The organism is Mesobacillus foraminis (assembly GCF_004340465.1).
Taxonomy (GTDB): domain Bacteria; phylum Bacillota; class Bacilli; order Bacillales; family Cytobacillaceae; genus Mesobacillus_B; species Mesobacillus_B foraminis.
This window is the reverse complement of sequence record NZ_SLVV01000008.1, coordinates 208,632-232,881: the sequence shown is the minus strand read 5'-3', so window position 1 is coordinate 232,881 and position 24,250 is coordinate 208,632. Positions and strand designations below refer to the sequence as shown.

At 48.5% G+C, this 24,250-nt stretch carries 21 protein-coding genes; 2 read left to right on the top strand and 19 right to left on the bottom strand.

Features of this window, described 5'->3' with window-relative positions; genetic code table 11:
- Positions 1-5 precede the first annotated feature (5 nt).
- From EV146_RS16165 to essC, 12 genes are all read right to left on the bottom strand, one after another.
- Complete coding sequence (locus EV146_RS16165; protein WP_132008175.1) at positions 6-1,061, bottom strand: hypothetical protein; 1,056 nt, start codon at positions 1,059-1,061, stop codon at positions 6-8.
- Positions 1,062-1,499: 438 nt separating this feature from the next.
- Entirely contained in the window at positions 1,500-3,443 is a 1,944-nt protein-coding gene (locus EV146_RS16160; protein WP_132008172.1) for a protein kinase domain-containing protein, read from the bottom strand.
- A gap of 149 nt (positions 3,444-3,592) precedes the next feature.
- Positions 3,593-4,360: a PP2C family protein-serine/threonine phosphatase gene (locus EV146_RS16155; RefSeq protein WP_132008169.1), complete on the bottom strand. Its 768-nt coding sequence runs from the start codon at positions 4,358-4,360 to the stop codon at positions 3,593-3,595.
- A 33-nt stretch (positions 4,361-4,393) separates the two neighbouring features.
- Positions 4,394-5,626, bottom strand: a complete 1,233-nt coding sequence (locus EV146_RS16150) for a DUF6382 domain-containing protein (RefSeq protein ID WP_132008166.1) — start codon at positions 5,624-5,626, stop codon at positions 4,394-4,396.
- Entirely contained in the window at positions 5,619-5,825 is a 207-nt protein-coding gene (locus tag EV146_RS16145) for a hypothetical protein (RefSeq protein ID WP_132008163.1), read from the bottom strand. The genes EV146_RS16150 and EV146_RS16145 overlap by 8 nt, the downstream gene beginning before the upstream one ends.
- 504 nt (positions 5,826-6,329) lie before the next feature.
- Positions 6,330-6,641: a pore-forming ESAT-6 family protein gene (locus EV146_RS16140; RefSeq protein WP_241993932.1), complete on the bottom strand. Its 312-nt coding sequence runs from the start codon at positions 6,639-6,641 to the stop codon at positions 6,330-6,332.
- Between the two features lie 19 nt (positions 6,642-6,660).
- A complete protein-coding gene (locus EV146_RS16135; RefSeq protein ID WP_121610597.1) occupies positions 6,661-6,963 on the bottom strand; it encodes a WXG100 family type VII secretion target in 303 nt (100 codons plus the stop codon).
- A gap of 66 nt (positions 6,964-7,029) precedes the next feature.
- Positions 7,030-7,230 (bottom strand): hypothetical protein, encoded by a 201-nt coding sequence (locus tag EV146_RS16130; RefSeq protein WP_241993931.1) that lies wholly within the window; start codon positions 7,228-7,230, stop codon positions 7,030-7,032.
- 12 nt (positions 7,231-7,242) lie between these two features.
- A complete protein-coding gene (locus EV146_RS16125; RefSeq protein ID WP_158287110.1) occupies positions 7,243-8,658 on the bottom strand; it encodes an Mbeg1-like protein in 1,416 nt (471 codons plus the stop codon).
- 1 nt (position 8,659) lies between these two features.
- Positions 8,660-9,412: a hypothetical protein gene (locus tag EV146_RS16120; RefSeq protein ID WP_132008157.1), complete on the bottom strand. Its 753-nt coding sequence runs from the start codon at positions 9,410-9,412 to the stop codon at positions 8,660-8,662.
- Between the two features lie 267 nt (positions 9,413-9,679).
- The gene (locus EV146_RS16115) at positions 9,680-9,931 is read right to left on the bottom strand and encodes a ubiquitin family protein (RefSeq protein ID WP_121610594.1); all 252 of its coding nucleotides are present in this window, start codon (positions 9,929-9,931) and stop codon (positions 9,680-9,682) included.
- Complete coding sequence (gene essC, locus EV146_RS16110) at positions 9,924-14,549, bottom strand: type VII secretion protein EssC (protein ID WP_132008154.1); 4,626 nt, start codon at positions 14,547-14,549, stop codon at positions 9,924-9,926. Before essC ends, EV146_RS16115 begins: the two co-directional genes overlap by 8 nt.
- 637 nt (positions 14,550-15,186) lie before the next feature.
- On the opposite strand from essC, the gene EV146_RS16105 reads away from it, so the two are divergent.
- Both EV146_RS16105 and EV146_RS16100 read left to right on the top strand, forming a co-directional pair.
- Positions 15,187-15,399, top strand: coding sequence for a hypothetical protein (locus EV146_RS16105; RefSeq protein WP_121610591.1), 213 nt, complete (start codon positions 15,187-15,189; stop codon positions 15,397-15,399).
- A gap of 17 nt (positions 15,400-15,416) precedes the next feature.
- Entirely contained in the window at positions 15,417-15,707 is a 291-nt protein-coding gene (locus tag EV146_RS16100) for a DUF4176 domain-containing protein (protein ID WP_132008151.1), read from the top strand.
- Positions 15,708-15,870: 163 nt separating this feature from the next.
- Here the strand turns inward: EV146_RS16100 and spoIIID are convergent, their stop codons facing one another.
- The 7 genes from spoIIID to EV146_RS16065 form a co-directional block, all read right to left on the bottom strand.
- Positions 15,871-16,143 carry a sporulation transcriptional regulator SpoIIID gene (gene spoIIID, locus EV146_RS16095; RefSeq protein ID WP_121610589.1) on the bottom strand — a complete coding sequence of 91 codons (273 nt, stop codon included), beginning with the start codon at positions 16,141-16,143 and terminating at the stop codon, positions 15,871-15,873.
- Positions 16,144-16,712: 569 nt separating this feature from the next.
- Positions 16,713-16,865, bottom strand: coding sequence for a hypothetical protein (locus EV146_RS27605; RefSeq protein ID WP_199232689.1), 153 nt, complete (start codon positions 16,863-16,865; stop codon positions 16,713-16,715).
- 111 nt (positions 16,866-16,976) lie between these two features.
- Complete coding sequence (locus tag EV146_RS16090) at positions 16,977-17,621, bottom strand: 3'-5' exonuclease (protein ID WP_132008148.1); 645 nt, start codon at positions 17,619-17,621, stop codon at positions 16,977-16,979.
- Between the two features lie 52 nt (positions 17,622-17,673).
- Positions 17,674-19,548 (bottom strand): DUF294 nucleotidyltransferase-like domain-containing protein, encoded by a 1,875-nt coding sequence (locus EV146_RS16085; RefSeq protein ID WP_241993930.1) that lies wholly within the window; start codon positions 19,546-19,548, stop codon positions 17,674-17,676.
- Complete coding sequence (locus tag EV146_RS16080) at positions 19,523-21,193, bottom strand: sodium:solute symporter family protein (RefSeq protein ID WP_132008142.1); 1,671 nt, start codon at positions 21,191-21,193, stop codon at positions 19,523-19,525. The genes EV146_RS16085 and EV146_RS16080 overlap by 26 nt, the downstream gene beginning before the upstream one ends.
- A 64-nt stretch (positions 21,194-21,257) precedes the next feature.
- Positions 21,258-21,560: a DUF4212 domain-containing protein gene (locus EV146_RS16075; protein WP_121610585.1), complete on the bottom strand. Its 303-nt coding sequence runs from the start codon at positions 21,558-21,560 to the stop codon at positions 21,258-21,260.
- A gap of 953 nt (positions 21,561-22,513) precedes the next feature.
- Entirely contained in the window at positions 22,514-24,184 is a 1,671-nt protein-coding gene (locus EV146_RS16065; RefSeq protein WP_132008139.1) for an alpha-glucosidase, read from the bottom strand.
- Positions 24,185-24,250: the final 66 nt, after the last annotated feature.

The following is a 24,250-nucleotide window of genomic DNA, read 5'->3' as shown; positions in this document are numbered from 1 at the left end:
CCTTCTTAAATCGTGGTCGAAGAATGGACGATCATAATGTCCACTTCTTTCTTAAAAGCCGTTTCTTGCTCAGGTTCTGCGGCAGCTGCGGCCTGCCGTGCGGTGCCCTCGATCTCCGAGAGGACGGTTGTTTCCTCCAGGTCCGAGAGAATCATCGTCTCATCAAAGGCGGCGGCCCGTGCTTCCTCCTGACCTGGTCGCATTCTTTCTTCTAAAAGCGAGGTTGTCCCTTTATCTGGGTGCGAGGATAATAGGGCGGTTTCTTCCTGGCCTGGCGGTGCTTCTGAAAGAATTGCCGTTTCTCCCGCTTCTGGTTGCGCTTGTGTCAGAAGTGCGGTTTCCCCCAGGTCTGGCTGTGTTTCGGATAGAAGGGCCGTTTCCTCCTGGCCTGATGGTGCTTCGGTCAGAAGTGCCGTTTCCTCCAAATGCTGATGCGAAGTTACTTTTAAGTCAGAAGCTGCGCGCTGTTCTGTCGAAAAGGTTGCTGCGCCTTGACCTTGTTTTCCTGATAAAAACGCCGTTTCGTCCTGAGCCGGTCTACTTGTGTCTTTTAACAGTGCTGTCGCCTCTTGTTCTCTCAGGAGTGCAGTGGCTTCCGCAGACTGGGGTGATAAAAGAGTGGTACCTTCTGCTTTTTGCGGAGCTAAAAGCGTTGTTCCGCTTCCATGATCAACATTGTGTCGCTTTGAAAATGACACCCTTTCCGCTTCCGGCTTTGAAGCAGCGCTCCCCTTCTTGCCCATTCGGATCGTTGTTCCCGTTGGGTTTCCGGTCAATATCGCCGCGCCGCTTCCATCCGGGCTAAGCAGGGCGGTCGGCGCTGGGTGTGACCCTTCCACTTCCACATGCTTTCGCAACTTAATTTCGTTGGTGATTCTGCCAGTCTGCTCAGCATCAGAATTCCTCATGGAGTTTGAAATCCTGTTGGCGCCAGGAAGGGTGAAACCAGTTAAATCCTTCACCACCTGCGGGATATTCAGTTTTATATAAAGGAAGACTGACAGAACCAGTGCCAGCGCCGCACCCGCCATGCCCCCGTAAAACATAATCTGGTATTCCATACTTTCACAGCCTTTTATCTGTCAATTTCCGATGCAGTTGAAAAGTTACTATTTTTAAAAGAACCATCCTATTGAATTTGGTAATGATTTTACAGCTATTAGGAATATATCAAGCGTAATCAGTGATATATAGACTTTAATCAGGAATAAACCACTGCTAATCAGGAATAAAATCGTCGGTTTAAAGATTAGGGAGGTTTCCACTCAAATTAGCAGCTTTTATAACGACCTTTTCCTTGGTTCCTGCAAATTACAGGCGTTATGAACTTATTCATAATGATCAATTTGCTCTTCCCCGCACCATTTCGGTCCCCATGAACCCTTTATAACGACCATACTCTCTGATTCTTAGCAAATCGGGTCCCCATGAACCCTTTGCATTAGCTAGTTTTTCAGAATCTCCTCAACCCCAGTCACTATAATCGCCCAATACAATTACTACAAAATCCGCAAATTCTCCATCCGCCTCGTCAGCTTCTTGAAGGCTTCATCTTCACGTGCGCCTTTGAGCTTGCCGGCCTTTTGATAGAGCTGCTTTGCCTCTTTATAGTTCCGCTTGCTTTCTTCCTTGCTTTGCTCGATGTCGAGCAGGAGGTTCCCGAGCTTAACGTGAATGTTGATGCTGTCGGGGAGTTTCTTGATTGCGGTCTGGAATTGCTCGACAGCCTGCGAGCTTTCGCCCATTTCCTGATGGATGACCCCGATGTTGCCAAGGATTTCTTCCTGATTTGGCGCATTCAATTCAATCAGCTTGCTATAGTGCTCGACGGCGAGCTCGTAATCATCCCTAGCAGTCAGCTTATCCTCGGAATTCACGGCCCTGCTGTAATACGCCTGGGCCAGCTTTTGCTCAAACTCCATTTCATATCTGAACTGCAGCTCTTCCTGCCCCAGCTGTTCGAGGATGTCTCCCGCTTTTAGCACAATATCAATCGCCTCGGTGTTCGCCTCGCTAATTTGGCTTTTATACGAGATATAAATATTGGCCAGCGAATTGTAGTTCTCGATTTTTTTCGCATTGTTCGGGAGGCTGTCATTAAACTTCTGGAATTCGAGAAGGTCGCCGGCAAACTTTTTATAATTGATATTCAAGGTTCCCATCGTGGCGGCAAGGGATTTATAGTACTTCGCATCAGGGATTTCTTTTTCATCCACCTGCTGGAAATACCTCAGGGCACTCGTATAATCCCGTTTCACATCAAAATACGTCATCCCCATTTTGAACAGGACAGCATCATTTTTATGGACATTCCCATATTTATCGTTGATATAGGACGTCATTTTCTCCAGGCCGGTATCGACATCACCCCGGTTTATGTAAAAATCAAGCAGATTGATGTACGCTTCAGGCCTCTTGTTGTCCACTACCGTGATGGCACGCTCCAGAAGCTCTGCGGCCTCCGTTTCTTTCCCTTCAATCAGCGCCAGGCTAGACTGGTTGACAAGGCCCATATAATCCTGGAATTGTTCATTTTTCATGCCTTTGTATCCGAGAACCGAGGTTGTCGAAAACCCGAGGAACATCACTGCCGGAATCAGGAATAAGGTTAATTGCTTCATCAGCCTGTTTTTATAGCCCTGCGTGAGCCGGTCGATATTCTCCAGATCATACGCGAGCTCCTCGCATGTCTGATAACGGTCACCAGGCTCGGACTGGGTGCATTTGTTGATAATGTGCTCAAGCCCTTCCGGCAAAGCCGGATCCCACTGGCGGATTGGCTTCACCTCGTAAGGCGGCTCGCTCAGGCTCTTCCCAGTCACCAGGTGGTAGAGGGTAACGCCAAGGCTGTAGATGTCGGTCCGCGCATCGGTCTGCTTTCCGGAAAGCTGTTCCGGCGCGGCATACCCTTTCGTTCCAAGGTTGGTGGTATCCGAAGAAGTGTCGGTTTTATACTCTCTGGCAATCCCGAAATCAATCAGCTTGATTTTTCCTTCGGGTGTCAGCATCACGTTGTCCGGCTTCATATCCCGGTAAATGATCGGATTGGGCTTCCTGGAATGAAGGTAGCCGAGGACATGGCTGAGCTGGCGGGCCCAGTCGATCACTTCATCCGCGGCGATTTTCCCCTCGCGCTTCAGCTTTTCTTTCAGCGACTCGCCCTCGATGTAATCCATGACCACATAGATATCGCCAGCTGAATCAATAATGTCGTAAATCCGGGGCAAAGCACCGTGATCCAGCCTTTTCAGCATGTTTGCCTCAACAACGAGAGAGTTGATCAGCAGCTCGTTATTGCTGTTGGCCCGTTTGCGGATATCCTTGACCACAAGGGATTTATTGAGCCTGTTGTCCATCGCCAGATATACGACGCTCATGCCCCCGCGCCCGATCTCCTTGAGGATTTCGTATCTGTCATCTATGATTGTTCCGATCTGTATCAAGTAAATCCCCCCTCAGGCTGAATGGCCTTTCCAATAATGGTTGCGTCTTTTAAAAGCAGCCCCTGCCGATGCAACCGGAAACTGCCTCTGAACCTTTCAGAAACACCGTCTGCGGTTCTATTAAAAGAACTTCCCGCTGAAACTGTTGATCAGGCCGTCACCTTCGCCACAACAACGGAAATATTGTCACTTTCCTGCCGCTGCTTCACAAGCTCGACCAGCTCAACTACTTTATCTTTCATCTGCTCTTCCCCATAAAATCGGTCAGGATTCAGGGTGGTCAAAAGTTCTTCCTCCATCACCTCGTGGTAAAAGCCGTCCGTGCACAGCATATATAGCGCACCTTCCTCGATGTACCCCTCGGAAATCGTAACATCAAGCTCCCTCGTCGCCCCGATGCATTGCAAGAGGATGTTCCGCCGCGGATCCACTTTCGCCTGTTCCTCTGTGAGGTTGCCCCGCTCCAGCTCCCGAGCAACCAGGGTTTGGTCCTTTGTCAGCTGCTTTAGCTGATGATGGATGCTGTAAACCCGGCTGTCGCCGATCTGGACAATATAATAGCGGGAATAGATGACAAGCAGCGCCGTGATGGTGGTGCCAAGCTTGATCTTATTTGCCTCGCCAAACTGGAGGATTTTATCATTAAGCTCACGAATGCAAGCCTCCAGCCCGCTCACAATATTCCGTTCCTTTTTCTCAGCAAGGAGGCGCGGAAGCTGTTCATCGAACCAGCCGGACATTCCCCGGATGACGGTCGCGCTCGCAAGCTCCCCGTGCGAAAGTCCGCCCATGCCGTCGCACACCACGAACAACCCCACTTGCCCGTCCGGCGTTTTCGCTGTTTTCAGCAGCAGGCCATCCTGATTCGTTTTCTTTCTGATGCCGATGTCCGTATGATAGGCCAATTGAAATGGCATCCCGTTCCCCTCCTTCCTTCTTGTAAAATTGGACTAAAACAGCCTGAATACAAATTCCTCGTTGGCCAGCCTGATTCTGTCTTCATGCCTGATTTTTTGCCGCTGTTTCGGCTGCAGCTTCACTCCGTTCACGAAGCTGCCGTTTGTCGAATGATTGTCTTCAAAAAAATACTCTCCATCGATTGTGAGCAGCTGGGCGTGGACCCGCCCCACCACACTGTTCTTTGAAGTGTAATGTGTCTGCAGGGGATCGCGCCCCATTTTAAACAAGCTTTTATCGATCTTGATTCTTTCATTGGTGGCACTCGCCAGCAAAAATGGCTTGGCTGAAGGTTCCAGGCCCAAGAAGGTTGTCCCCTCTTCCTCCTCCCCGGCAGCTCCCAGGACGGTCGTGCCTTCCTCTTCCACCTCGTCTTTGGCAGGGGTCCCGATATTCGGCAGGATGCTGATGGAAGTGCCCCCTAATGAAGCGGCATCCTTCAGGAGCGAGCTGTTGTCTCCCAGCTCGGTCCTGGTGATCCGCTTATACTGGACCTCTTCCTCAATCTCGAGCTTCCGGCCTGTTTTCTTATCCTTTTTCTGCGAGCTGTACTCCGATGTCACGACGCCCTGTTGAACCGGGGTGTCCACTACCACTGCAGGACTTCCCGGACTGTAATAATGCGGCTGCCTCTTCCAATCCTGCTGGAAGAAAGGGATTTCCGAATCAGCCGCCCATTCCCGGAGTTTTTCAGAAAGGTCCGTGGGGGAGATTTCCTTTGTTTGCAGGAGATAATTATGAAGTTTAATAAAGAAGCGGGCGTCATCCTGTTCGTCGTACGGTGCCATCGTGATAAATTCCTGTAAAAATTCCTTCAATGACCTTTTTTCAAAGGCATGATTTTTTACAGGCAGATAAATAAAAACCAATCGGCCGGAAAAGCTGTCAATATAAATCTGGTCCTTGTTCAGGATAAAACTCTCTGTGTCCAATCCGCCAGCCTGGGCTTCCACCAGGGTTTCAGCCAGGTCCATCAGGGCTTTGCAGAGAGTATCCCTTGTAATAACTGAATGCTTTTTTCTGAGAGTCGTTTCCGATACAAGGTCATAGCGAATATAGACGTCCTCATCCTTCTGAATGGCGATGCATGGCAGGACACCAGGAATCCGGCTGTTCTTCAGCCAGTCAATGCGGGCTCCATCAACATTTTCAGACCCAGCGGCCTTATAAAATAAAAACTTCGAAACTCCAAAGTTATCGAGATTCAGCTCTACCTGTTTAATCATCTTCACTCGACTCCATCATGTTTGTTTTAAAGAGGGCAGCGAGCCTGTGCTGTCTGCCCTCATCATTTTTCTTTCCAGCTTGCCAAAGGAAGCGGGATGTCAACGTTCGCCACAGGATGTGGCGGGTCTTAGTTGACGTTCCTCCCAAGGCGTTTACGCTTTTCCTTGTCCAGCTCCGCCTCCTAGCCCTTCGGGTCATAAGCCACTCCCCTTCAGAAGTCAAAGAACGACTTCCTGCGGGGCGCGTCTTATGCCTGTCAGACTTGCACAGGATGTGCTAACGTCAACGTTCGCAACAGGACGTTGCGGATCTTAGTTGACGTTCCTTCTAAGGCTCCGCTTTTCTTTGTCCAGCTTCAGCGCCTAGCCCCTCGAGTCGCTTCGGTCCAGCTGATGAAGTCAAAGAACGACTTCACCTGCTGGACCTTCGACGGACAGGATGTTAGTGCCGACGTTGCCACAGGACGTGGCCATCTTAGTCGGCCAGCGCTTGTCAGACTTGCACAGGATGTGCTGACGTCAACGTTCGCCACAGGATGTGGCGGGTCTTAGTTGACGTTCCTCCCAAGGCTTCGCTTTTCCTTGTCCAGCTCCGCCTCCTAGCCCTTCGGGTCATAAGCCACTCCCCTTCAGAAGTCAAAGAACGACTTCCTGCGGCGCGCGTCTTATGCCTGTCAGGGCTGGACAGTCGGCTCCGCTTTTCCTACTTAAAAGAACTAGCGTTATTATTAATGGCTGTTTCTGCCTGGTTGTAGTTGGTTACTGTGTTGTCGAGGAACTTTGCGTAGCTGTCGACGACTTGGCGGTATTCTTCAAATCTTGGTGCCAGGGCATTGAAGTTGCCCCTGATTGTGTTGGATGAATCAGAGTTCCAGACGGAAGCCAGGGCGTTCATTTCCTTCTTGATTTCTTCAAGACGGATGGAAAGCGTCTGGTTCAGGGTACGGATTTGTCCAGCGGTTTTGCTTACCTCGCCGAGCGTAATTTTAATTCCATCAGCTGCCAATATGTCCACCTCCTAAATATGTAATGGATTAGTTGGTTAATCTTCTTGCCTGGTTAATGACTTCGTTTTGTGTTTCACGGTAGGTTTTCGCGCTTAGCTTCAGGAACTCGGAGTACTGGCGCATCAGGTTGGTCATTTTTGTGAAATCATCCATGAAGCCTTTGATTTGGCCGACATACGCAGTGTTATCTGTTCCCTGCCATGCAGCTCCCATTGCCTCAACCTCGCTAAAAAGAGCTTTATACGTTCTTTCGTAGTCAGCTGCCTGCTGGTCAATTTTGTTTGCTGCTGTTTCCAGTCTTTGTGGTTCAACCATAATTGATCTTGACATTCTTCTCACCTCCTTAAAGTGGCTTTTTTATATGAACTCCTAAAGAGTCATACGAATGGATAGACCTTAAATTCTCCTAAGCTCGCTTGAGACCCTGTGATATTTCTGGGCTGCTCCCTGGAGGCTGGATGAGCACTGGGCAACGCCAATCCCCTTAAATTCCCTGGCAATTCCCTCGGCAATTTCCTCCAGCTCCCTCGCGATGGCATGTGACTCAGCTGCAATTCTATTAATCTTGCTTTTTACTTTCGGGTCCATTTTCCCCATCTCTCATGCCTCCTAGCGGACAGATCCCGCTCTGTTTAATAGATAGGCCTCATCCCTTTGCATCAGTTCAGCCGTCCTGTTTAAATAAGCAGCACTTTGGGTAATTCGAGTATCAATGGCTGATGTTCTTAAATCGGCCCTCAGTACATTATCAAGACCCAAAAGCCCGGCTTCCCAGTAGAGGCTGTCCACCATATCATTTAAGTGGGCTGTCCTGCGCTTCAGATTCTGAAGCCTTTCAGCATAGTACCTTAGGCGGCCGATATCGACCTTGATCACTGGCTCGGCTGCCGCTGCACTGCCGCCGGCGAAGAATGCGGCCACACCTCCTACAAGCGACTTCGCTTTGTGAATCATATCGTTAAAAAAGGAGTTCAGGTTGCTCTTCAATTCCCTCGTAACGTTCTGCAGCTTTGTAATGATTTTAATCGACTCATCCCGTAACCAGTTCGCGGCTTTGGTAAGCCCTTTGGCAGCGGCAGAAATCACATGCGGTGCCACATTGCGCACATAGTCCGAGGCTTTTTTCATTAAAACTGGAGTCGACATCGAGACACCAAAAATCACTCCCGCTAACACATAATTCACTCCATCGCGGGCCCAATTGGAGCCTGTTTTACATCGTTCATAATTGCCTTCGCTGTCAAAATCCCCGACATTTGCAAGGCCATGGGCATAGAATGGATTCAGCACCTCACCCATGGATTCCCTCGGCTTGGTTGATACAACTTTATCTACGTAGGGGACATAGCCCAGCTGTGATACCGGATCAAGCTCGAACACAATGAATGAATTTCGATCACCTTTTAATGCTTCTTTCTGCTCATCGCTCAAATCCCACCAGTAAATCGGAGCTGCATTGATGACATAGGATTTCACATTGTCATCCAGGTTGTTCACAAATACATGCGAGGTGAGGTTGCCGCCCTTGGAATGGCCCATTACTAACCGTTCTCCGCTAAGCTCACCCAAATACCTTTGGTAAAAATCATCCGCTTCCCGCTGCTGTTTGATGTCAATACCCATTGCCGCTTCAACGTTTGATTTCCAGTCTGTCGCCAGATGGCCCGGGTTAACCAGCGATTCACTTCCCCTGAACAGGGCCACGCCGTTTCCTTCCCTATCCTCGAAAGCATACCCGACAAAACCCGAGACCGATTTGTGATCCATAAGATCCTTGAAATTCGGATTATTATTTTCATAGCCTGCAAACTTCAAATCTGCCAGATTATTATTCGGCTTTTGAAGATAATCCTGAATGGCGATCACCGTCTCATCCTCTGCATAATCCGGCATGAGCGCCAAGTCACTGACAACCCGTTCTAAATTCGGGGAGTCTTTTGAGTTTTCATAGCTCGTTGGCAAATCAATATAGGAAAGCCGCAGCAATAAATTCTTCTCTTCATCAGTCAATTTATTTACAGACATGCTATTGCTCCTCGTTCGGCTGGTAATATTCCACCAGGTCATCTGCATTTTGGATGTCAGAATAATCACGGGCAACAATTGCGCCGTACACCTTGCCCTTCAGATTTGTCCAGGCCACATTATTAACATTCGAAACTCTGATATAATCAGAAATTTCTTCCTCTGACTTGTCTACAAATCCCACGGACAGTGTGTATTTATCGGTGCCCTGCTCCTTCAGCAGCTGAAATAAATGAAATAACCCTTGTTTATATTCATCGAGATTGGGTTCCCCATCCGTAAGAATGGCCATTTGCAGGACGATATCCACGTTTTGATTTTTATTTTTAAGATAATCAAAAACAGATAGATCCATCATGCTGGCGTCATATTGGTTGTCCGCAGCCCGGAGATAGAACTTCGAAATGCTGTCACCGGCAATTTCCTTCTTTACCTGGTCTTCGTACGTCTCTGTCAGCTCTTCTCCCCACAAAGATAGAACGTAGGTATCATAATAATCCCCATCGTTTTTTTTGCTCTCCCCCGCAACGAAAATCAACTCGGGCTTGCCCTCCGGATAGGCAAATACCTGGTCCTTCCCGTACATTTCCGGAAAAAGATCACTGCCTTCCTTTACCTCTTCCACTTCAAACTTTTGATGGTATTTCTCTTCCAGGTGCCCAAGCACTTTGCTTTCCGACTCCATGCAGCCTGTCCCCCCAGCCATGATAAAAATCAATAAAAGCATGAACCTTATTCTATTTGTAAAAGCCATTTTGCTCCTCCCTGCCAGCACATCACAATAATTGTTGAATGAATATCAGGGCACTAGGCCTGTGCCAAAGTGGCTTGATATTCATTCAACCGGATTCCAGGCAGCTGGTTTTAATAACCACATGCCCGGATCTAAGTCTATGAATATCCAATGGGACATTTTTACCGGGAGCCCCCACCCGATTTTGTTTCAACGAAATCTACATTTCTGCATGGGTTTGGCTCTGTGAACCCTGCTCCCAAATCAGAACCAGGATTCACCAACCCCTTAAATCAGCATCAGCTTCGCCCCATTCAGGAGGCCATTTTCTTCCACTGTCTGATTGATGTTTAAAATAGCCCCGGTTTTCCGGTCGCACAGAATCGTATCGGCGGTTCCCGCAAAGAAACCCTGCGACAGCTCGGTCAGCGTTCCTGCGAGCAAAACCAGGACTTCGTAAAGCTTGCTTTCGAGCGGCAAGTAGACGTCAAACTCCTTTTCGGAGGCCGGGACATATACCTCGACGAGTACTTTATCCATGATAAACGGCCTCCTCCTCTCTAGTGGCTGCTGCCCTTAGCAGCTTCACAAGCGTTGCTTTTCCTTTCACCACGACATATCCGAAATCGTTCGGGATTTCCTGGTACATCTCCGTTGTCACCTTGGATGTCTTCAGGACATACTGGTCGGTAATTCCGCTGCCGGCCCAGATAAAGTCGTTCAGAGAAACATGCTGCTTGAACCAGCTGTCGAACGAGAAGGAGCTGATTTTATCGCCGCTGTCGGAAATGATCATATGAACATTCAGGCCGCTGCCTTTTTCCAAGAAGACCTTCAGCTTATCCTGCGCATCCGGTGACAGCATCATCATCAGATCCGAGAACGAATCGATGAGGCAAACGATTTTATCAAATACAGGCGGTTTAAGCCCCTCGGCGATCCTGTCCTTGGTGGTATTGTTCCGATGCACAAGTGTATGGAACAGTTCCACTACCTGCTGTTCCAGATCCACCGCGTTGGAATGGTACTCATAACGGCGGCTTTCATCCCAGGTAAAATGCTGGTTCGGGTCAAGCACGATCACACTTCCGTTCCCCAGCTCGCCAAACAGCTCGGCGGCACCCTGCATGAATGGCGTAACCGTTTCGGCACTGTTTCCGGAAGCGATATGGATAAACGATTCTTTGTAATCGAACATGCTCACCCTCAAAGAGTTCTTCTCTATCCCAACCGCGATCCGGCCTTTGCGGTCCGTCAGCTCGTCGCCAAATGATGCTACATTCACCTTTTCCGGTAAAATCGGAACGCGCTTCGCACCAGGGCGGTTCCAGCTCTCCCTGGCATTCCGGCAATAGTCTGTGATGAACTGGTACATATTTTCAGCCTTCCGGGTAATAAGGGCACTTTGGAATTCATAGGTCTGATCGGTTTTAAAAATGCCTCGGCCTTTAAACTTCGATGGATAGACACCATCAATGCTGCCAAGGATGCCGGAATACTCCGTGCGGTCATTAAGCTGCAGGACATACAGCTGCTTGAAATTCTGCAGCAGCCTGTAGCGGATGGCACCGGTATTGCTGGCGGTCAGTACGAAGTAAATGCCATATTTCACGCCCTCGCGTGTCAGGAAGGAGATCGCCTCCTCCTGGACTTCATACATTTCCGAGAACGCTGAATAGTTATGGATGCTCACCACGATTGCCGGCAGACTTTCCGCCGACATTTCGTTGTAGCGGCCAAAGTCCCCGCCATAGATCGCAAGCAGCTTCTTCCTTCGTTCAATCTCTCCGCCCAGCATTTTAAACAGGTTGGCAATCTTTTCGCTTTCGTGCGACAAGATGACATCCCCGACATGCGGAGCTTCCCGGAACCAGGTCATCGTTTCGGATGAGAAATCCAGCAGATAAAAATTCACTTCGTCCGGGGTATGCTCGCTCATTAAGGAATAAATCATCGTAGACAGAAGTGTCGTCTTCCCGCCTCCCGCAACTCCATAGATAACCGCATTCCCATCGCGGGTAATTGGCATTCTCATCACCATTTGGCGCTGGTTCGCCGGATCATCATACTCGCCGATTACCGGATTGAGCACAAAGTTCGACCTGTCCTGACAATCTTCTTGGTACTTTTCCCTCAGTTCATCAAGGAAAATGAAGGCTGGGATCGGCTCAAGCCACAGCTGGCGGACAGAGATGTTCTCCTGCCTGGCGAGGCTGGCCAAATAATCGGTCACTTCATCAATTTGTTTCGGCGGATTTTTCTCCGTATGTTTACGGCGGTCAATCTTTGCCGTCTTCATCACACGTCCAAGCTCGTCAATGACGACAACACTTTCATCCTTCGATTTCTCCACTTTATTGGATGGATAATATGGTGCACCGGCCCACGCCGACTGCCCCAGCTCGAACAGTTCATTGAAGCCAACCTGGAGATAAAAGCGTCCTGTAGTCGAAAGCTCGGCGGCATCCGGGCGCTTGATGACCTCCATCGAATCCGCTTTTTCCTGGACCTTCAGGGAAATCCGGAATTTACTGTTGCTCCAGATTTGATCGTCGACAACCCCGGAAGGCTTCTGGGTGGCGAGAATCAAATGCACGCCAAGGCTCCGGCCGATCCGCGCCGCACTGACCAGCTGCTCCATAAATTCGGGCTGCTGGGATTTCAGCTCGGCAAATTCGTCGGAAATGATGAACAAGTGCTGCAGCGGTTCGGTTACAAGTCCTTCGCGGTACAGCTTTTGGTATTTATAAATATCAATGTTGCTTTGATCCAGCCTGCGGCCCGTTTCGCTAAAAATAGCCTGGCGCCGCTTCAGCTCGCTTTGGATGGAAATCAGCGACCGGTTGACGGCGGCTCCGTCCAGGTTTGTGATCGTCCCGGCAAGATGCGGGAGGTCCGTGAAGGCATTCGCCATGCCTCCACCCTTATAGTCAATCAGAATGAACGCCACTTCGTCCGGATGGTAATTGACCGCAAGCGACAGGATGAAGGTCATGATGAATTCACTTTTCCCCGATCCGGTCATCCCAGCAATCAGCCCGTGCGGTCCATGGTATTTTTCATGAAGGTCAATTTTAAACGGCTCCCCTGATCCGTCCACGCCGATTGGTGTTTCAATGGTGACCGTCGGATTGTTCTCCTTCCATCGGGTCAGTGCGTTCAGATGCTCAATCTTGCCAACGCCAAACATTTCGAGGAACGTGAGCATTTCCGGCAGTACATAGGCCTGCCCGGAGGTGGCAAGCTGGATGTTCGCCAAGGCCACCGCCAGTTCTTCCGGATCTTCCTGCATATAAATGTCGGCATTGAACCCGGTATATTTCCCGGAGATATCATCTTTATCAAAGATCTTCGAGTACTCCCCGCCAAGTTCGATGACATTCGAGCATTCTTTCGGCAGGTTTTTCAGCTCATCATATAGTGTAATGAGGGAAAAGCCGAGGTTCTTCTTTTCCTTAAGCAGCAGACTGATCATTTCTGCCTTTGCTCCCAGGCTCTTGCTCATTGAAAAGACGACTGTGTGCTGGGGAATTTCATTCAGTTCATCTTCCGTCAGCTCGGCACGGGCATTGATTTCCTTTTCAAAGTAGACGGAAAGCTCCTTGACTTCATTGGAATCGGTGGCAATAAACCGGACATCTCTGTCCTCGCTCCACACGTGCGGAAGCCATTTGACAAACTTCCAGTCCTCCTGCTCGCGATCATCATAGATGAACACCAGCTTCAGTTCGTCATAGCTGTGCAGGGCAGTCAGCTGAAAGATGAGTCCTTTGACAAAGGACTTCACTTCCTCGCGATTCCCTATGATCCCGCTGATCCGGTCCTCCACCAGCGAAAGGGTGACAGGCACGTTTTTCAGAATTTGCGGAGTTTCCACGATTTTATAAAGCTCGTCCTGCAGATTATCATCCTCGAGCATGAAGCGCTTCTCCGGATACTTAACGTCGGCATTCAACGGCAGGTCGCCAAGCCCGAGCCTGACTTTTAAAAAGTCATCCTGCCCAAGACCTCTTTCCCATAAATTCCGCTGGCGCCGCTTGATCCTTGAAAGGCAATTGTCAAGGCCCACATGGTTTTCATGGAGAATCTCACTTTGATAGGTACATTCGTCCTTGATGACTTGCTTCATTTCTTCCAGATAGTGCAAATACTTTTCCTGGCGGATGCCTTCCAGCTTAATTTTCTTCTTTTTCTCATACTGCTTCGTTAAAATCGGCCAAAGAACCGTACCAATCAGCATGGAGATCGACATGACCAGCGTTGGCATCGCCATCATGATATCGCCGTCCTTGTTCATAACATTCTGGAGGGTAATCAGCCCGGTGAACATGGATGCCATCCCCATCGTGATTGAAGGCCCGAGCATCAGCATCAGCGGAGTCTCCTCCAGGCTTGGCTGCTGGGGCGGAGGGTCTATTTTAATCACAGCGGTGTTGATATCCCGCTTAAAACGGGGGGAACGGTAAAAAAGTCCTTCTGCTTCTTCTTCCACATGAAAATCATCCAGCTCTTCTTCCTCCTGGATGACGGGCTTTTCAGCGATATAAGGATGTAATGAATTTCTGTCGAGGAAAACGGAGCCGTGAGGATTATTCAGGCTCAGCAAGCGGCCGTTGAACACGATCTTTAGGCCCATGATAAAAATAACATCCCCGACGTTAAGCTTTTTCTCCTTGATCCGGTCCCCATTTACGTATGTACCATTGGAGCTGTTCTGGTCCCTGATGACTGCCCCTCCATTGGGAGTGTACTCAATCACACAATGGGAGCTGGACACAAGCTTGTTTGAAAAACAGATTTGGCTTTCCTTCGATCTGCCTATCTTAATGCTGTTGGAAACCGCCGTATGCTTGGTGTATTCATTGCGGCCAGATGTAGGAGGTTCCACATACAGCAGGGCGTGGGAATGGCCGTCCCGGTGGATGGTGTAGGTTTTAAACGGTTCCAGCCTGACTCTGGAAACTCTTTCGTTCTGGTCATTTTTCAGGAAAGCTGTTTTGTTGGATTTTAAATGCCATTGTTCATTTTCTGCTTCTACCGCCATCATTTCCAGCGGGTTATTGTCCTGATCTTCCGTACTTAAGACATACCTGCCTGTTACCCGGTCAGGAAGAACTAGATTGAAGGCTTTATCCTGGTCAAATAGAGTCAGTATCACAAGTTCATCTCTCCCCGCAGGCACAAATCAGCAGGCGGATTCTGGCCGTTTCGCTTAACGGTCGCCATTCCTGCCTGCCTGCTGTAAATAAAATTCGCTATCGTAAAATTATGTAGTTTACAAGATTATTATTTGAAACATTTATGACAAATCTATCACTAAATATATAAATATTTTACAATATCAGCCATTCAAGGCAAAGGTTTCGCCAGGTATTTTACCAAATTGAGGATTTTAGACCTAAATTACCCTTTCTTCGACAATTTCAAACTAGGTACATGAAAGGATAATCTCGACAAATTGCGACAATCCTCGCATAGAAACCGCTTGCCTCTTGCACATCTTTTAAGAAAAATAGAAAGATATTATAGGAAGATAGGAATTTTGAATTAGACCCCATTCAAATTCCCGCCAAAAAATCAACGGTTACCGAGACAGAAACAGTCCTTTAGTCCCGATTAAAAACAACAAAACCGGAGAAATAACGGTCAACACTGGGGAAAATTTCTTTTTATGCTATATAATTTAACAATCTATTACATTCTTGGATTCGGACTTTTCGGGGCGGGATTGAAATTTGGCTTTGAGCCCGAGGAAGACGAAGACGAAAAATAAGTAATAAAAGGGGAATTGGAACATGGATTTAGCTAGAATAAAAAAGGTGATCACATCCTTCGGGGTTTTATCAACACTCTCCTCCCTGTATGCCATCTGGTTTTACAGCAACTCTCCAATGATCAACAAACTCATCATTTCGTTGATATTCATTGTGGTTGTGCCTGTTGGTTTAAGCCTCTTTTATTTGTTTATAAAATTTCTACTAAGTAAATATGAGGTTACAAGAAAATAAAAAAGGAAGTGTCCATCATGGAAAAGGATCAAACACTGCTTCCTATTGGTACGGTTGTTTCATTGAATAATCTGAACCAGCCCATGATGATCTACGGGCGGATGCAGACCCAAAATGGCGCGGAATCCATCTGGGATTATGTAGGCTGCCCTTATCCACTGGGGTTCATCAGCAAGGAGTACAATGTTTTTTTCGACCACAAGCAAATTGAAGCGGTTCTCTTTAAAGGGTATGAAAGTCCGCAGGAACAGGAGCTGAGTGAGGCGCTGTCCAGTGAACTTGCCCGATTCAGGAACAAGGATGTATGAAAACAGGCTGCTTGCCCCAAGCAGCCTGTTTTCTATTGTACCTGCCAAAACAAACAAGGCGGTGTACCGTCTGCCCTTTAAGCAGACTCTACCCCGCCTTGTCCTTTTTATTCATGGTTGAATCATTCCTGTAAAAGCTTTCGCCCCCGATATTTCCCCTCAATTATTGAACAGGCTCCCCTTCCCTTTCCTCTTTGCGGTATTTAAGCTTCGTCGCTTCGCCGCCCCTTAAATGGCGGATCGATTTATGGTAATCGAGAATTTCCTTTACTTCATTCGCAAGCTCCGGGTTGATTTCAGGCAGTCTTTCCGTCAAGTCTTTATGGACTGTACTTTTGGATACGCCAAACTCCTTCGCGATCACGCGAACCGTTTTTCTCGTCTCCACGATATACTTTCCAATCTTGATGGTTCTCTCTTTGATGTAATCGTGCACACCACTCGCCCTCCCTAAATTGGATGTGAGAAGTGTGAAATGAGACCCGCTTTTCCTCGTAAAATACTGAAAACCGCAAAACTTGCTTTTTTACTTGCGGCAGAAGGACAGGCCTTCTATACATTACTGGAAATAATCATGTCTCCGGCTAAATCCTCATTCACGCAAAACGACTCCTCACCTCAAACACTCTCTCTTTGACAGGTTTGTATTCATTCTATTAGCTTGGTTGAGGATATATGCACGAAAAACACAATAAGGACAAGGAATAGGTAACTTTTTTCAGAAAGTTTTATTAACTTCTCAGCAGAAGAGACCTTATCCCCTTTAATCCGTTGAATCTCCAATCCATTTTACTGTCAGTTGATGCCATCCATATCGCATAGCGATATGGCATGTCAACATATTGCGCACCGACTAGATCCTGCCAATGTTATATTATTTAAGGCGTTGCCATATCACATCCAAGTATCTGCATCAACTTTTGCCCTTGCCATATCGCATGCCGCTATATCACAAAGCAGCTATACTGCTCATGCCGTTTGAACAACTTCCAGGATGGGATACCGTTACTTCATATCGGGCAGCAATACAATGCCGATTGCTGTATCGCATGCCGATACGCCGTAAAGACCTGTATCACAAACCTCAGACCATATCGGCACGCTATACGATACCCCGGCTGCCGCAGCCCATATCGCACACCTGAACTTTATCGTCACACCGCTATACTAAAGCGTGCCTGACCCCGTTTAGTACACTAAAGCAATGCCAGGCAGGCCCGGAGGTTCCGCCAGCTAAACCGCTGTTCATCGACATGGCCTTGCCCGCTCTCACCCTTTAACCGCCTTGAGCAGCTCCCCCCAGGTACGGACACCCCGCTCCTTTGTCCGGAGCAGAAGTTCGGTGAAGAGGTATGCTGTTGTCAGGGCATCCCCGAGGGCGGAATGGCGTTTGTAGATTCTCGTCCCGAATGCCATGGCGTATCGCTCAAGATCCCTCATATCGTACGAAGGAGCAATAAAGCCAATCAAGTCTAGAGTATCAATCGTACAGAGGCCCCTTAATCCCTGCTTTCCCCTCTTTAACTCATGTTTGAAAACAAGGGTATCAAAGCTGACATAATGACCAACCAAACATACAGCCTCCCGCTCCCCAACATAATGAAAAAAGCTGGCAATGGCCTCTGTCGCTTGAGGCGCATTTTCGACTTTTTCTGTGGTAATGGACGTTAATTGGATTATTTCCCGAGAAATTTGTCGATTCGGATTTACATATGAATGAAAAATATCCTCTTCCTGTACCTTGAGCCCCTTGATGGAAACGGCACCAATCTCAAGCAACCGGTCATCTGCACCCACCTGGAAACCGGTTGTTTCCGTATCAAAGACGATAAATGACAATTCCTCCAGCTCAGTGGACAAAGGCAAGCTGTCATAGGCAACTGGGCAGGATACCGTCTTACGCTGAAATAACATCGAACCCTCCTTTTATAAAAATATAATTCCAGCCTGCAAATCAGCCTCCCTGCTACAGCGGAAACTGCGCAAATACAGAGCCTTGCAGTTTCTTTAATGTCCTCAGGCTCAACATCAGTTCATCCTTCTCTCTAGTCGACAAACCTGAAAAGGTTAAGACCGAGCTGCCATCTCCACTATCTTCATTCCATCTCAGCCTGATATACAAGGATAATACCTGGCTTGCGGCTGCCCTTACATCCTGGGCAAAATCGGCCGTGAACACCCCTTTTTGTTCCAGCGCATTGATCTTTTCCAAAGTGGTTCCTCCCAGAATGCCAGCTTTCAAGGCCAGTATTTGCAGGCTGTGGTGATAAGGAAACAGCACCTCTTTCTTTAAGTCCAGGCTCTTGCGCTCCATTTTAAACAGAGACCGGATTGGCTGGTCAAGGTCAGGGATCGGGCGTTGCTCTCTTTCTGCCTGCGCAAGGCGGTATAAAAAAATCTTCGACCTGGCAAGGAGTTCTCTGAGACCGGACTCCAGCCCCCGGCCCACTTCCTCGCTTCCAGCAACCAACCGGTAGGAAAAGAAATTTTGCGCCAGCAGCAGGTTGGTGTTCGTAGACTGAACCATCCATTGCCTTACCCGGTCCTGCCACTGGCTGACCGTTCCCCGCCACTGTTCCTCGCTGGCCATCATCAGGCCCTGACAGCTGGCATAGCCCGCCTGTTCTAGGATGGAGACAATCTCGCTGCCAAGCTTTTTAAAATAAGCATGGTCTCCGCCGTCCTCATAGACAAGAAAATGGTCCTGGTCTGTCAGCATGAATTGCTCGCCCCGGCCGCTGCTTCCCATCTGGTAAAAAGCAAACGGTGCAGGAGGTCGTCCGAGCCTTGCAGCAGCAAGATCCACAGCCCTGGACACTCCCCGGTCATAAAGGCTGGTGACTGTTTCCAGCAAGGTAAATACCGGTACCTGCTCCCTTAGCAAATGATCCGTTATCACGGATACCGCCTCCTTTACCTCCCTCAGTCCTGTTTCGTCCGCCTCCTCTATTTGCCTGATTGTCTTTAAGACACTGGCATTTTTCCTCCTGCCAAGGTCGGATAATGTGACAATACCGACCGTTTTTTCGCCCTCTATAACCGGTAAATGCTTAATTCCCTTTAAAACCATCTCCGAAATCGCTTCGTACACGTAAGCGAGCCGTGGAATGACTATGGGATCAGGAGTCATGATTTGGCTCGCGGAACTTTGAAAAGACTTGCCTCCAGCCACCACCCTCTGAACAATATCCCGCTCTGTAATTATTCCTTCAAGCTTCCCCTCTTCGGTGACCAGGACAGAGCTGACTCGTTTGTCCGACATTGCCCGGGCTGCCTCCTGCACAGTTGCTCTGGGCGGAATCGAAACTATCTCCTCTGACATGATGTCCTGTACCCGGGAAATAAACGGTTCCTTTTCTCCCAGCTGCCGGGCCAGACTGACCTGTTCCGCAAGCGATCCATAGACATCCCTCAGGCGGATGGCTACCTGAGAAAGAATATAGTCATGGACATTGGAATCCTCCCACCTCCTGGCCAGCACCGCAAATGGGATGAACAGTACCTTTACTTGCTCCACAGCACGCAGCTCAACGGTAAGAAGGTGGTCTTCAGGAGAAGGGATGCCAAGGAAATCAGCCAGGCTTGAAAAGCCGGCCATTTCCCCTTTTTGAATCACCTCAAGCACCTCTTCTCCAACACGCACCTCGGCGATGCCTTCTAAGAGCAGCAATAACCCCTCGCGTTCTGTATCGCCCTTCAGCATGACCTCATGCTTCTGGTAGGCCTTTACCTCGCATTCGCGGACAAGGGAAAGGGCTGTGCCCTGTTCCAGCCCCTGAAACAAGGGATGGAACTGCACAGCCTCCATAATTTTATTAAATTGATTTGGTTGCATCGTCATTCATCCAGACTGAGCCGTCTTTATAGACCATCTGCTCCGGATAGCGAAGGTCGAGCACTTCTTCCTGAAGCTTTTGGGATGGTGCCGGAGTAGCCAGCGAGACGACAATATTGGCGAGGAATGCAGCAGCAGCACCAAATACCCCTGCCCCCGTATCAATGATTCCAAGAATCGTGAATCCTCCGTATTTCGCTGCAAAGATATAGCCCAGCGTGACAGCGAGGCCGACGAGCAGACCCGCTATGACCCCTTGGGCATTCGAACGCTTCCACCAGACACCAAGGACCAATGCCGGAAAGAAGGTTCCAGTTGCCAGTGCAAACGCCCAGGCCACAATCTGCGTAATCGCTCCCGGAGGATTCAAGGCGATCAGGCCCGCAAGCAAGGTAGCAATGACGATTGACCAGCGCGCCACCGCAAGGCGCGTTTTTTCCGTCGAGTTTGGCTTCCAGACGCGGTAGAAAATATCATGGGCAAAGGATGATGAGATCGAGATCATCAGGCCGCCCGCAGTGGAAAGTGCTGCAGCCATTGCCCCAGCAGCCACCAGGCCGATGACGAACACCCCAAGATTGGCAATTTCCGGTGTTGCCATAACCACAATGTCGTTTGAAATGATGAGCTCGCTCCATTGCAAAACACCGTCGCCATTATTGTCGGCCATTTGCAGCTTTCCGGTATCGATCCATGACTTGGTCCAGGCAGGGAGTTCGGTGATTTTGCTCCCTGCCACCTTCGTCATTAAAATAAACCGGGAAAAGGCGGCGTATGCTGGCGCCGAGAAATAGAGAAGCCCGATGAAAAGCAGTGCCCAAGCCCCCGACCAGCGTGCTGCTTTCATGGTGGATACAGTATAAAAACGGACAATGACGTGCGGAAGTCCTGCCGTACCGCACATCAGCGTAAACATCAAGGCAAGGAACTGCCACTTCGTCCCATTGGTAAACGGAGCAAAATACTGGGAAATTCCGAGCTCCCGGTCCAGTTCACCCATCTTTCCGACAAGCTCCCCGTACGAAAGCCATGGCAGCGGGTTGTTAGTCAGCTGGAGCGACATAAAGATAACGGGGATCAAATAGGCAATAATCAGGACAATATACTGGGCAACCTGCGTCCAGGTAATCCCCTTCATCCCTCCGAAAGCCGCATAAAATGCAATCAGCACAACACCAATCATCGTTCCAAGCTTGGCGTCGATTTCAAACAGGCGGCCGATGACCACCCCGGAACCTGACAGCTGTCCGATGGAATACGTAAATGAAATAATAATGGTACAAACTGCGGCCAGAACACGCGCGGTATGGCTGTCAAATCGGTCGCCAATGAACTCCGGCACAGTGTAGCGGCCATATTTGCGAAGCTGCGGTGCGAGCAGGAAGGTAAGGAGCAGATAACCGCCCGTCCAGCCCATGATATAGGCGAGCCCATCATACCCAAGCAGCATGATCGTTCCAGCCATTCCAATAAAAGACGCAGCACTCATCCAGTCAGCGCCGATTGCCATTCCGTTAAAAACTGGAGGGACACCTCGTCCAGCAACATAAAAATCAGAAGTCGCCTTCGCCTTGTTATAAAGCGCAATACCAATATAAAGAGCAAATGTTGCCAATATGATCGATAATGAGACCAGAAACTGTGTATCCAAAGAACTTCCCCCTATTCATGCACATTCTATTTAATTTAAAAAATTAAATTATAAAGTCCCGGATTTAATGGTCGAGTGTCTTTCCTTCACTCAGCTTGATATTTTTCGCTTCATCAATTCCATACTTTTTGTCAATCTGGTCGCCAACCTTTGCATTCACGAACAGCAGGATGATGAAAGTCAGCACAGAGCCCTGGGCTCCCATAAAATAATGGAACGGAAACCCGCCGATGGAGAAATTGCTTAAAGGCTCTGCCAGCAGGACAGCACCAAACGATACACAGAACCAGATGACCAGATACAGCACCATGTAGGTGTTCTTTTCACGAAAATATTGATCCGCAACAGCCTTGTCGATCTTTTTCACACTTCCACCCCTTTTATAAAAATAGGTTTTTTACACCCGTTTTAACCAATACGCTATGCTCGGTTTCCTCCTCTCAGGATTTTTCTCCCTGGCGCCCGTGCAGCTTTAGCTCAGGCTGAAAATAAATTTAACGGTATCAAGAAATGGTGCAGGCACCATGAGGATTTGAATCAAAAAGTAGACAAAAATGCTAAGGAACGGGACAACAAGAAAAAAAGACCGTTTTTTCCTGAAGGCCAAATAAAGGGAGCCTGCCGTGATTGAAATCAGGATAATAAAAGGGATCAAACATCTTCACCTCCATGTAAGCGCTGCCATAATTTGTCGAAATGCCGGGGTTTTTCTGTGAATCAATACCCTATTCAGTTTACTGATTTATTCGAAAATTTAATTTTATTATCCATGCAACATACCGCCCGGTCAAGTAAAAGCTTGTAACGTTTTCAGCAGTTAATGTCGAGCCTGTCCTCCGGGGGACCAGAAACCCTTAAAGAAAAAGGATTTTACTGGTAATCAGATGAAAATCCCTGTCGAAAATTTCTCTTCACCCCACAAAAAGGCGCTGAGGCAAATGGTCCCAACGCCGGGAAGCAAGCCTTTTCCTCCGGCTTTGGGTATGCATTTTCCCTCTGCGTTACCACCCAACCCCCTTTCCTCCCGCTTCGGTCATGCATCTTCTCTTTGCGTTACCATCAAACCAATTTCCCTCCCTCCTCGGTCACGCATCCTCTCTTTGCGTTACCCCCCTCCCCCTTTTCCTCCTCTTTCGGGCAAGCATCCTCTCTTTGTGTTACCGCCCACCCCTTTTTCCTCCCTCCTCGGTTACTCATCCTTTCTATGCGTTACCACCCAACCACTTTACCCCATGCTCCCGGCACGCATTTCTCCCCAAAGAGAAAAAGACACCCGCCAGCAAGCAGGTGCCTATAATCCACTATTCTTCTATTCAAACATCACTTCAACAGATAAACCCTTGTTTCATATGGTTTCAGGGTAAAGACTCTCGGCAGGCTCTTCTGGACGCCCTCATAATTATGGAGGAGAAGCTCCGACGATCTGTATTTGACACTTGCCGGCACTTTGAATCTCGTCGGCGTTCCGTGAAAATTACAGATGACAATGGCTTTCTTGTTGCCCATTCTCCTTGTATAGACAAAGAGTTTAGGATGATTGTGATGATGCAGTTCGTACTTTCCATAAACGAACAGCGGGTTTTCTTTCCTCAGGACAATCAGTTTTTTATAAAAGTTGAGAATGGAGTCTGGATCGTCCAGCTGCGATTCTACGTTAATGCTGGAATAATTCGGATTCACGCCAATCCAGGTTTTAGTTCCTGCCGTAAATCCTGCATGGTCCGTAGCATCCCATTGCATCGGAGTGCGGGCGTTGTCGCGGCCCTTGGTCCAGACAACCTTCATGATTTCCTCGTGCGGACGTCCCTTCTCGGTCTCCACCTGATAAAAGTTGACCATGCCCACATCATCGTAGTCGTCAATCGATGGAAACTGGACATTGGTCATCCCGATTTCCTGGCCCTGGTAAATAAAAGGTGTTCCCTTCATCAGAAAATACAGGGAAGCCAGCATCTTTGCGCTTTCCTTCCAATACTTCTGGTCATTGCCCCAGCTTGAAACCCGGCGCGGCTGGTCATGGTTCTCGATGAACAAGGCATTCCAGCCCCTGCCCTCAAGGCCTTTCTGCCATTTAGTCAGTACCTTTTTAAGGGCATTCACATCGACCAGGTCCCTCGACTTTTTATCCCAAAGGTCCAGGAACTCGAACTGGAAGATCATATTAAAATAGCCATTTTCCTCGCCAACCCATTTGTCGGCATCCTCAAGGGAAACACCATTCGCTTCCCCGACAGTCATAATGTCATAGTTTTTGATGGTTTTGTTCGAGAACTCGTTCAGGAACTCATCAATTCCGTCCACATTCATCATATAGTCAAAGCATGGAACATATTCGAGGTTCTTGGGATTCGGCATATCCGGGAAACCCGGCTCCTTTTTAATATGGGAAATCGCATCCACACGGAAGCCGTCAATTCCCTTATCCAGCCACCAGTTCACCATGTCGTACAAGGCTGACCGGACTTCAGGGTTTTCCCAGTTCAGATCCGGCTGGCGGGCGGAGAAGATATGCATGAAGTATTGCTCTGTTTCTTCGTCATATTTCCAGGCAGGACCGCTAAAGATGGATTCCCAGTTGTTCGGTTCCTTGCCGTCCTTCCCGTCGCTCCAAATATACCAATCCCGCTTGGGGCTGTCTTTGGAGGAACGGGATTCAATAAACCATGGATGCTCATCGCTTGTATGATTGATCACAAGATCAAGGATCAGCTTCATTCCCCGCTGGTGCACACCCTCCAGCAGTTCATTGAAATCTTCCATCGTACCGAAATCTTCCATAATATCGTGATAATCGGAAATGTCGTAGCCATTATCATCATTGGGGGATTTGTACATCGGGGAAAGCCAGATGACATCAATTCCCAGCTCTTTTATATAGTCCAGCTTGGAGGTAACTCCTTTTAAGTCGCCAATCCCGTCCCCGTTGCTGTCCATGAAGCTTCGGGGGTAAACCTGATAGGCAACGCTTTCTTTCCACCACTGTTTGTTCATTCCTGCACCTCTATTCATTGAAGTAAGCTTTCACCCAGAAGCATTTACCTTTATTTTAGAGAATAA

What these genes read in the sequence shown, in the direction of transcription:
- EV146_RS16105 (WP_121610591.1), top strand. Translation starts at nt 15,187, where the DNA reads ATGGATTTAGCTAGAATAAAAAAGGTGATCACATCCTTCGGGGTTTTA.
- EV146_RS16150 (WP_132008166.1), bottom strand. Translation starts at nt 5,626, where the DNA reads ATGATTAAACAGGTAGAGCTGAATCTCGATAACTTTGGAGTTTCGAAG.
- EV146_RS16155 (WP_132008169.1), bottom strand. Translation starts at nt 4,360, where the DNA reads ATGCCATTTCAATTGGCCTATCATACGGACATCGGCATCAGAAAGAAA.
- EV146_RS16130 (WP_241993931.1), bottom strand. Translation starts at nt 7,230, where the DNA reads ATGGGGAAAATGGACCCGAAAGTAAAAAGCAAGATTAATAGAATTGCA.
- EV146_RS16145 (WP_132008163.1), bottom strand. Translation starts at nt 5,825, where the DNA reads ATGACCCGAAGGGCTAGGAGGCGGAGCTGGACAAGGAAAAGCGTAAAC.
- EV146_RS16065 (WP_132008139.1), bottom strand. Translation starts at nt 24,184, where the DNA reads ATGAACAAACAGTGGTGGAAAGAAAGCGTTGCCTATCAGGTTTACCCC.
- EV146_RS16100 (WP_132008151.1), top strand. Translation starts at nt 15,417, where the DNA reads ATGGAAAAGGATCAAACACTGCTTCCTATTGGTACGGTTGTTTCATTG.
- EV146_RS16135 (WP_121610597.1), bottom strand. Translation starts at nt 6,963, where the DNA reads ATGTCAAGATCAATTATGGTTGAACCACAAAGACTGGAAACAGCAGCA.
- EV146_RS16090 (WP_132008148.1), bottom strand. Translation starts at nt 17,621, where the DNA reads ATGTTATTTCAGCGTAAGACGGTATCCTGCCCAGTTGCCTATGACAGC.
- EV146_RS16085 (WP_241993930.1), bottom strand. Translation starts at nt 19,548, where the DNA reads ATGACGATGCAACCAAATCAATTTAATAAAATTATGGAGGCTGTGCAG.
- EV146_RS16125 (WP_158287110.1), bottom strand. Translation starts at nt 8,658, where the DNA reads ATGTCTGTAAATAAATTGACTGATGAAGAGAAGAATTTATTGCTGCGG.
- EV146_RS16120 (WP_132008157.1), bottom strand. Translation starts at nt 9,412, where the DNA reads ATGGCTTTTACAAATAGAATAAGGTTCATGCTTTTATTGATTTTTATC.
- EV146_RS16165 (WP_132008175.1), bottom strand. Translation starts at nt 1,061, where the DNA reads ATGGAATACCAGATTATGTTTTACGGGGGCATGGCGGGTGCGGCGCTG.
- EV146_RS16115 (WP_121610594.1), bottom strand. Translation starts at nt 9,931, where the DNA reads ATGGATAAAGTACTCGTCGAGGTATATGTCCCGGCCTCCGAAAAGGAG.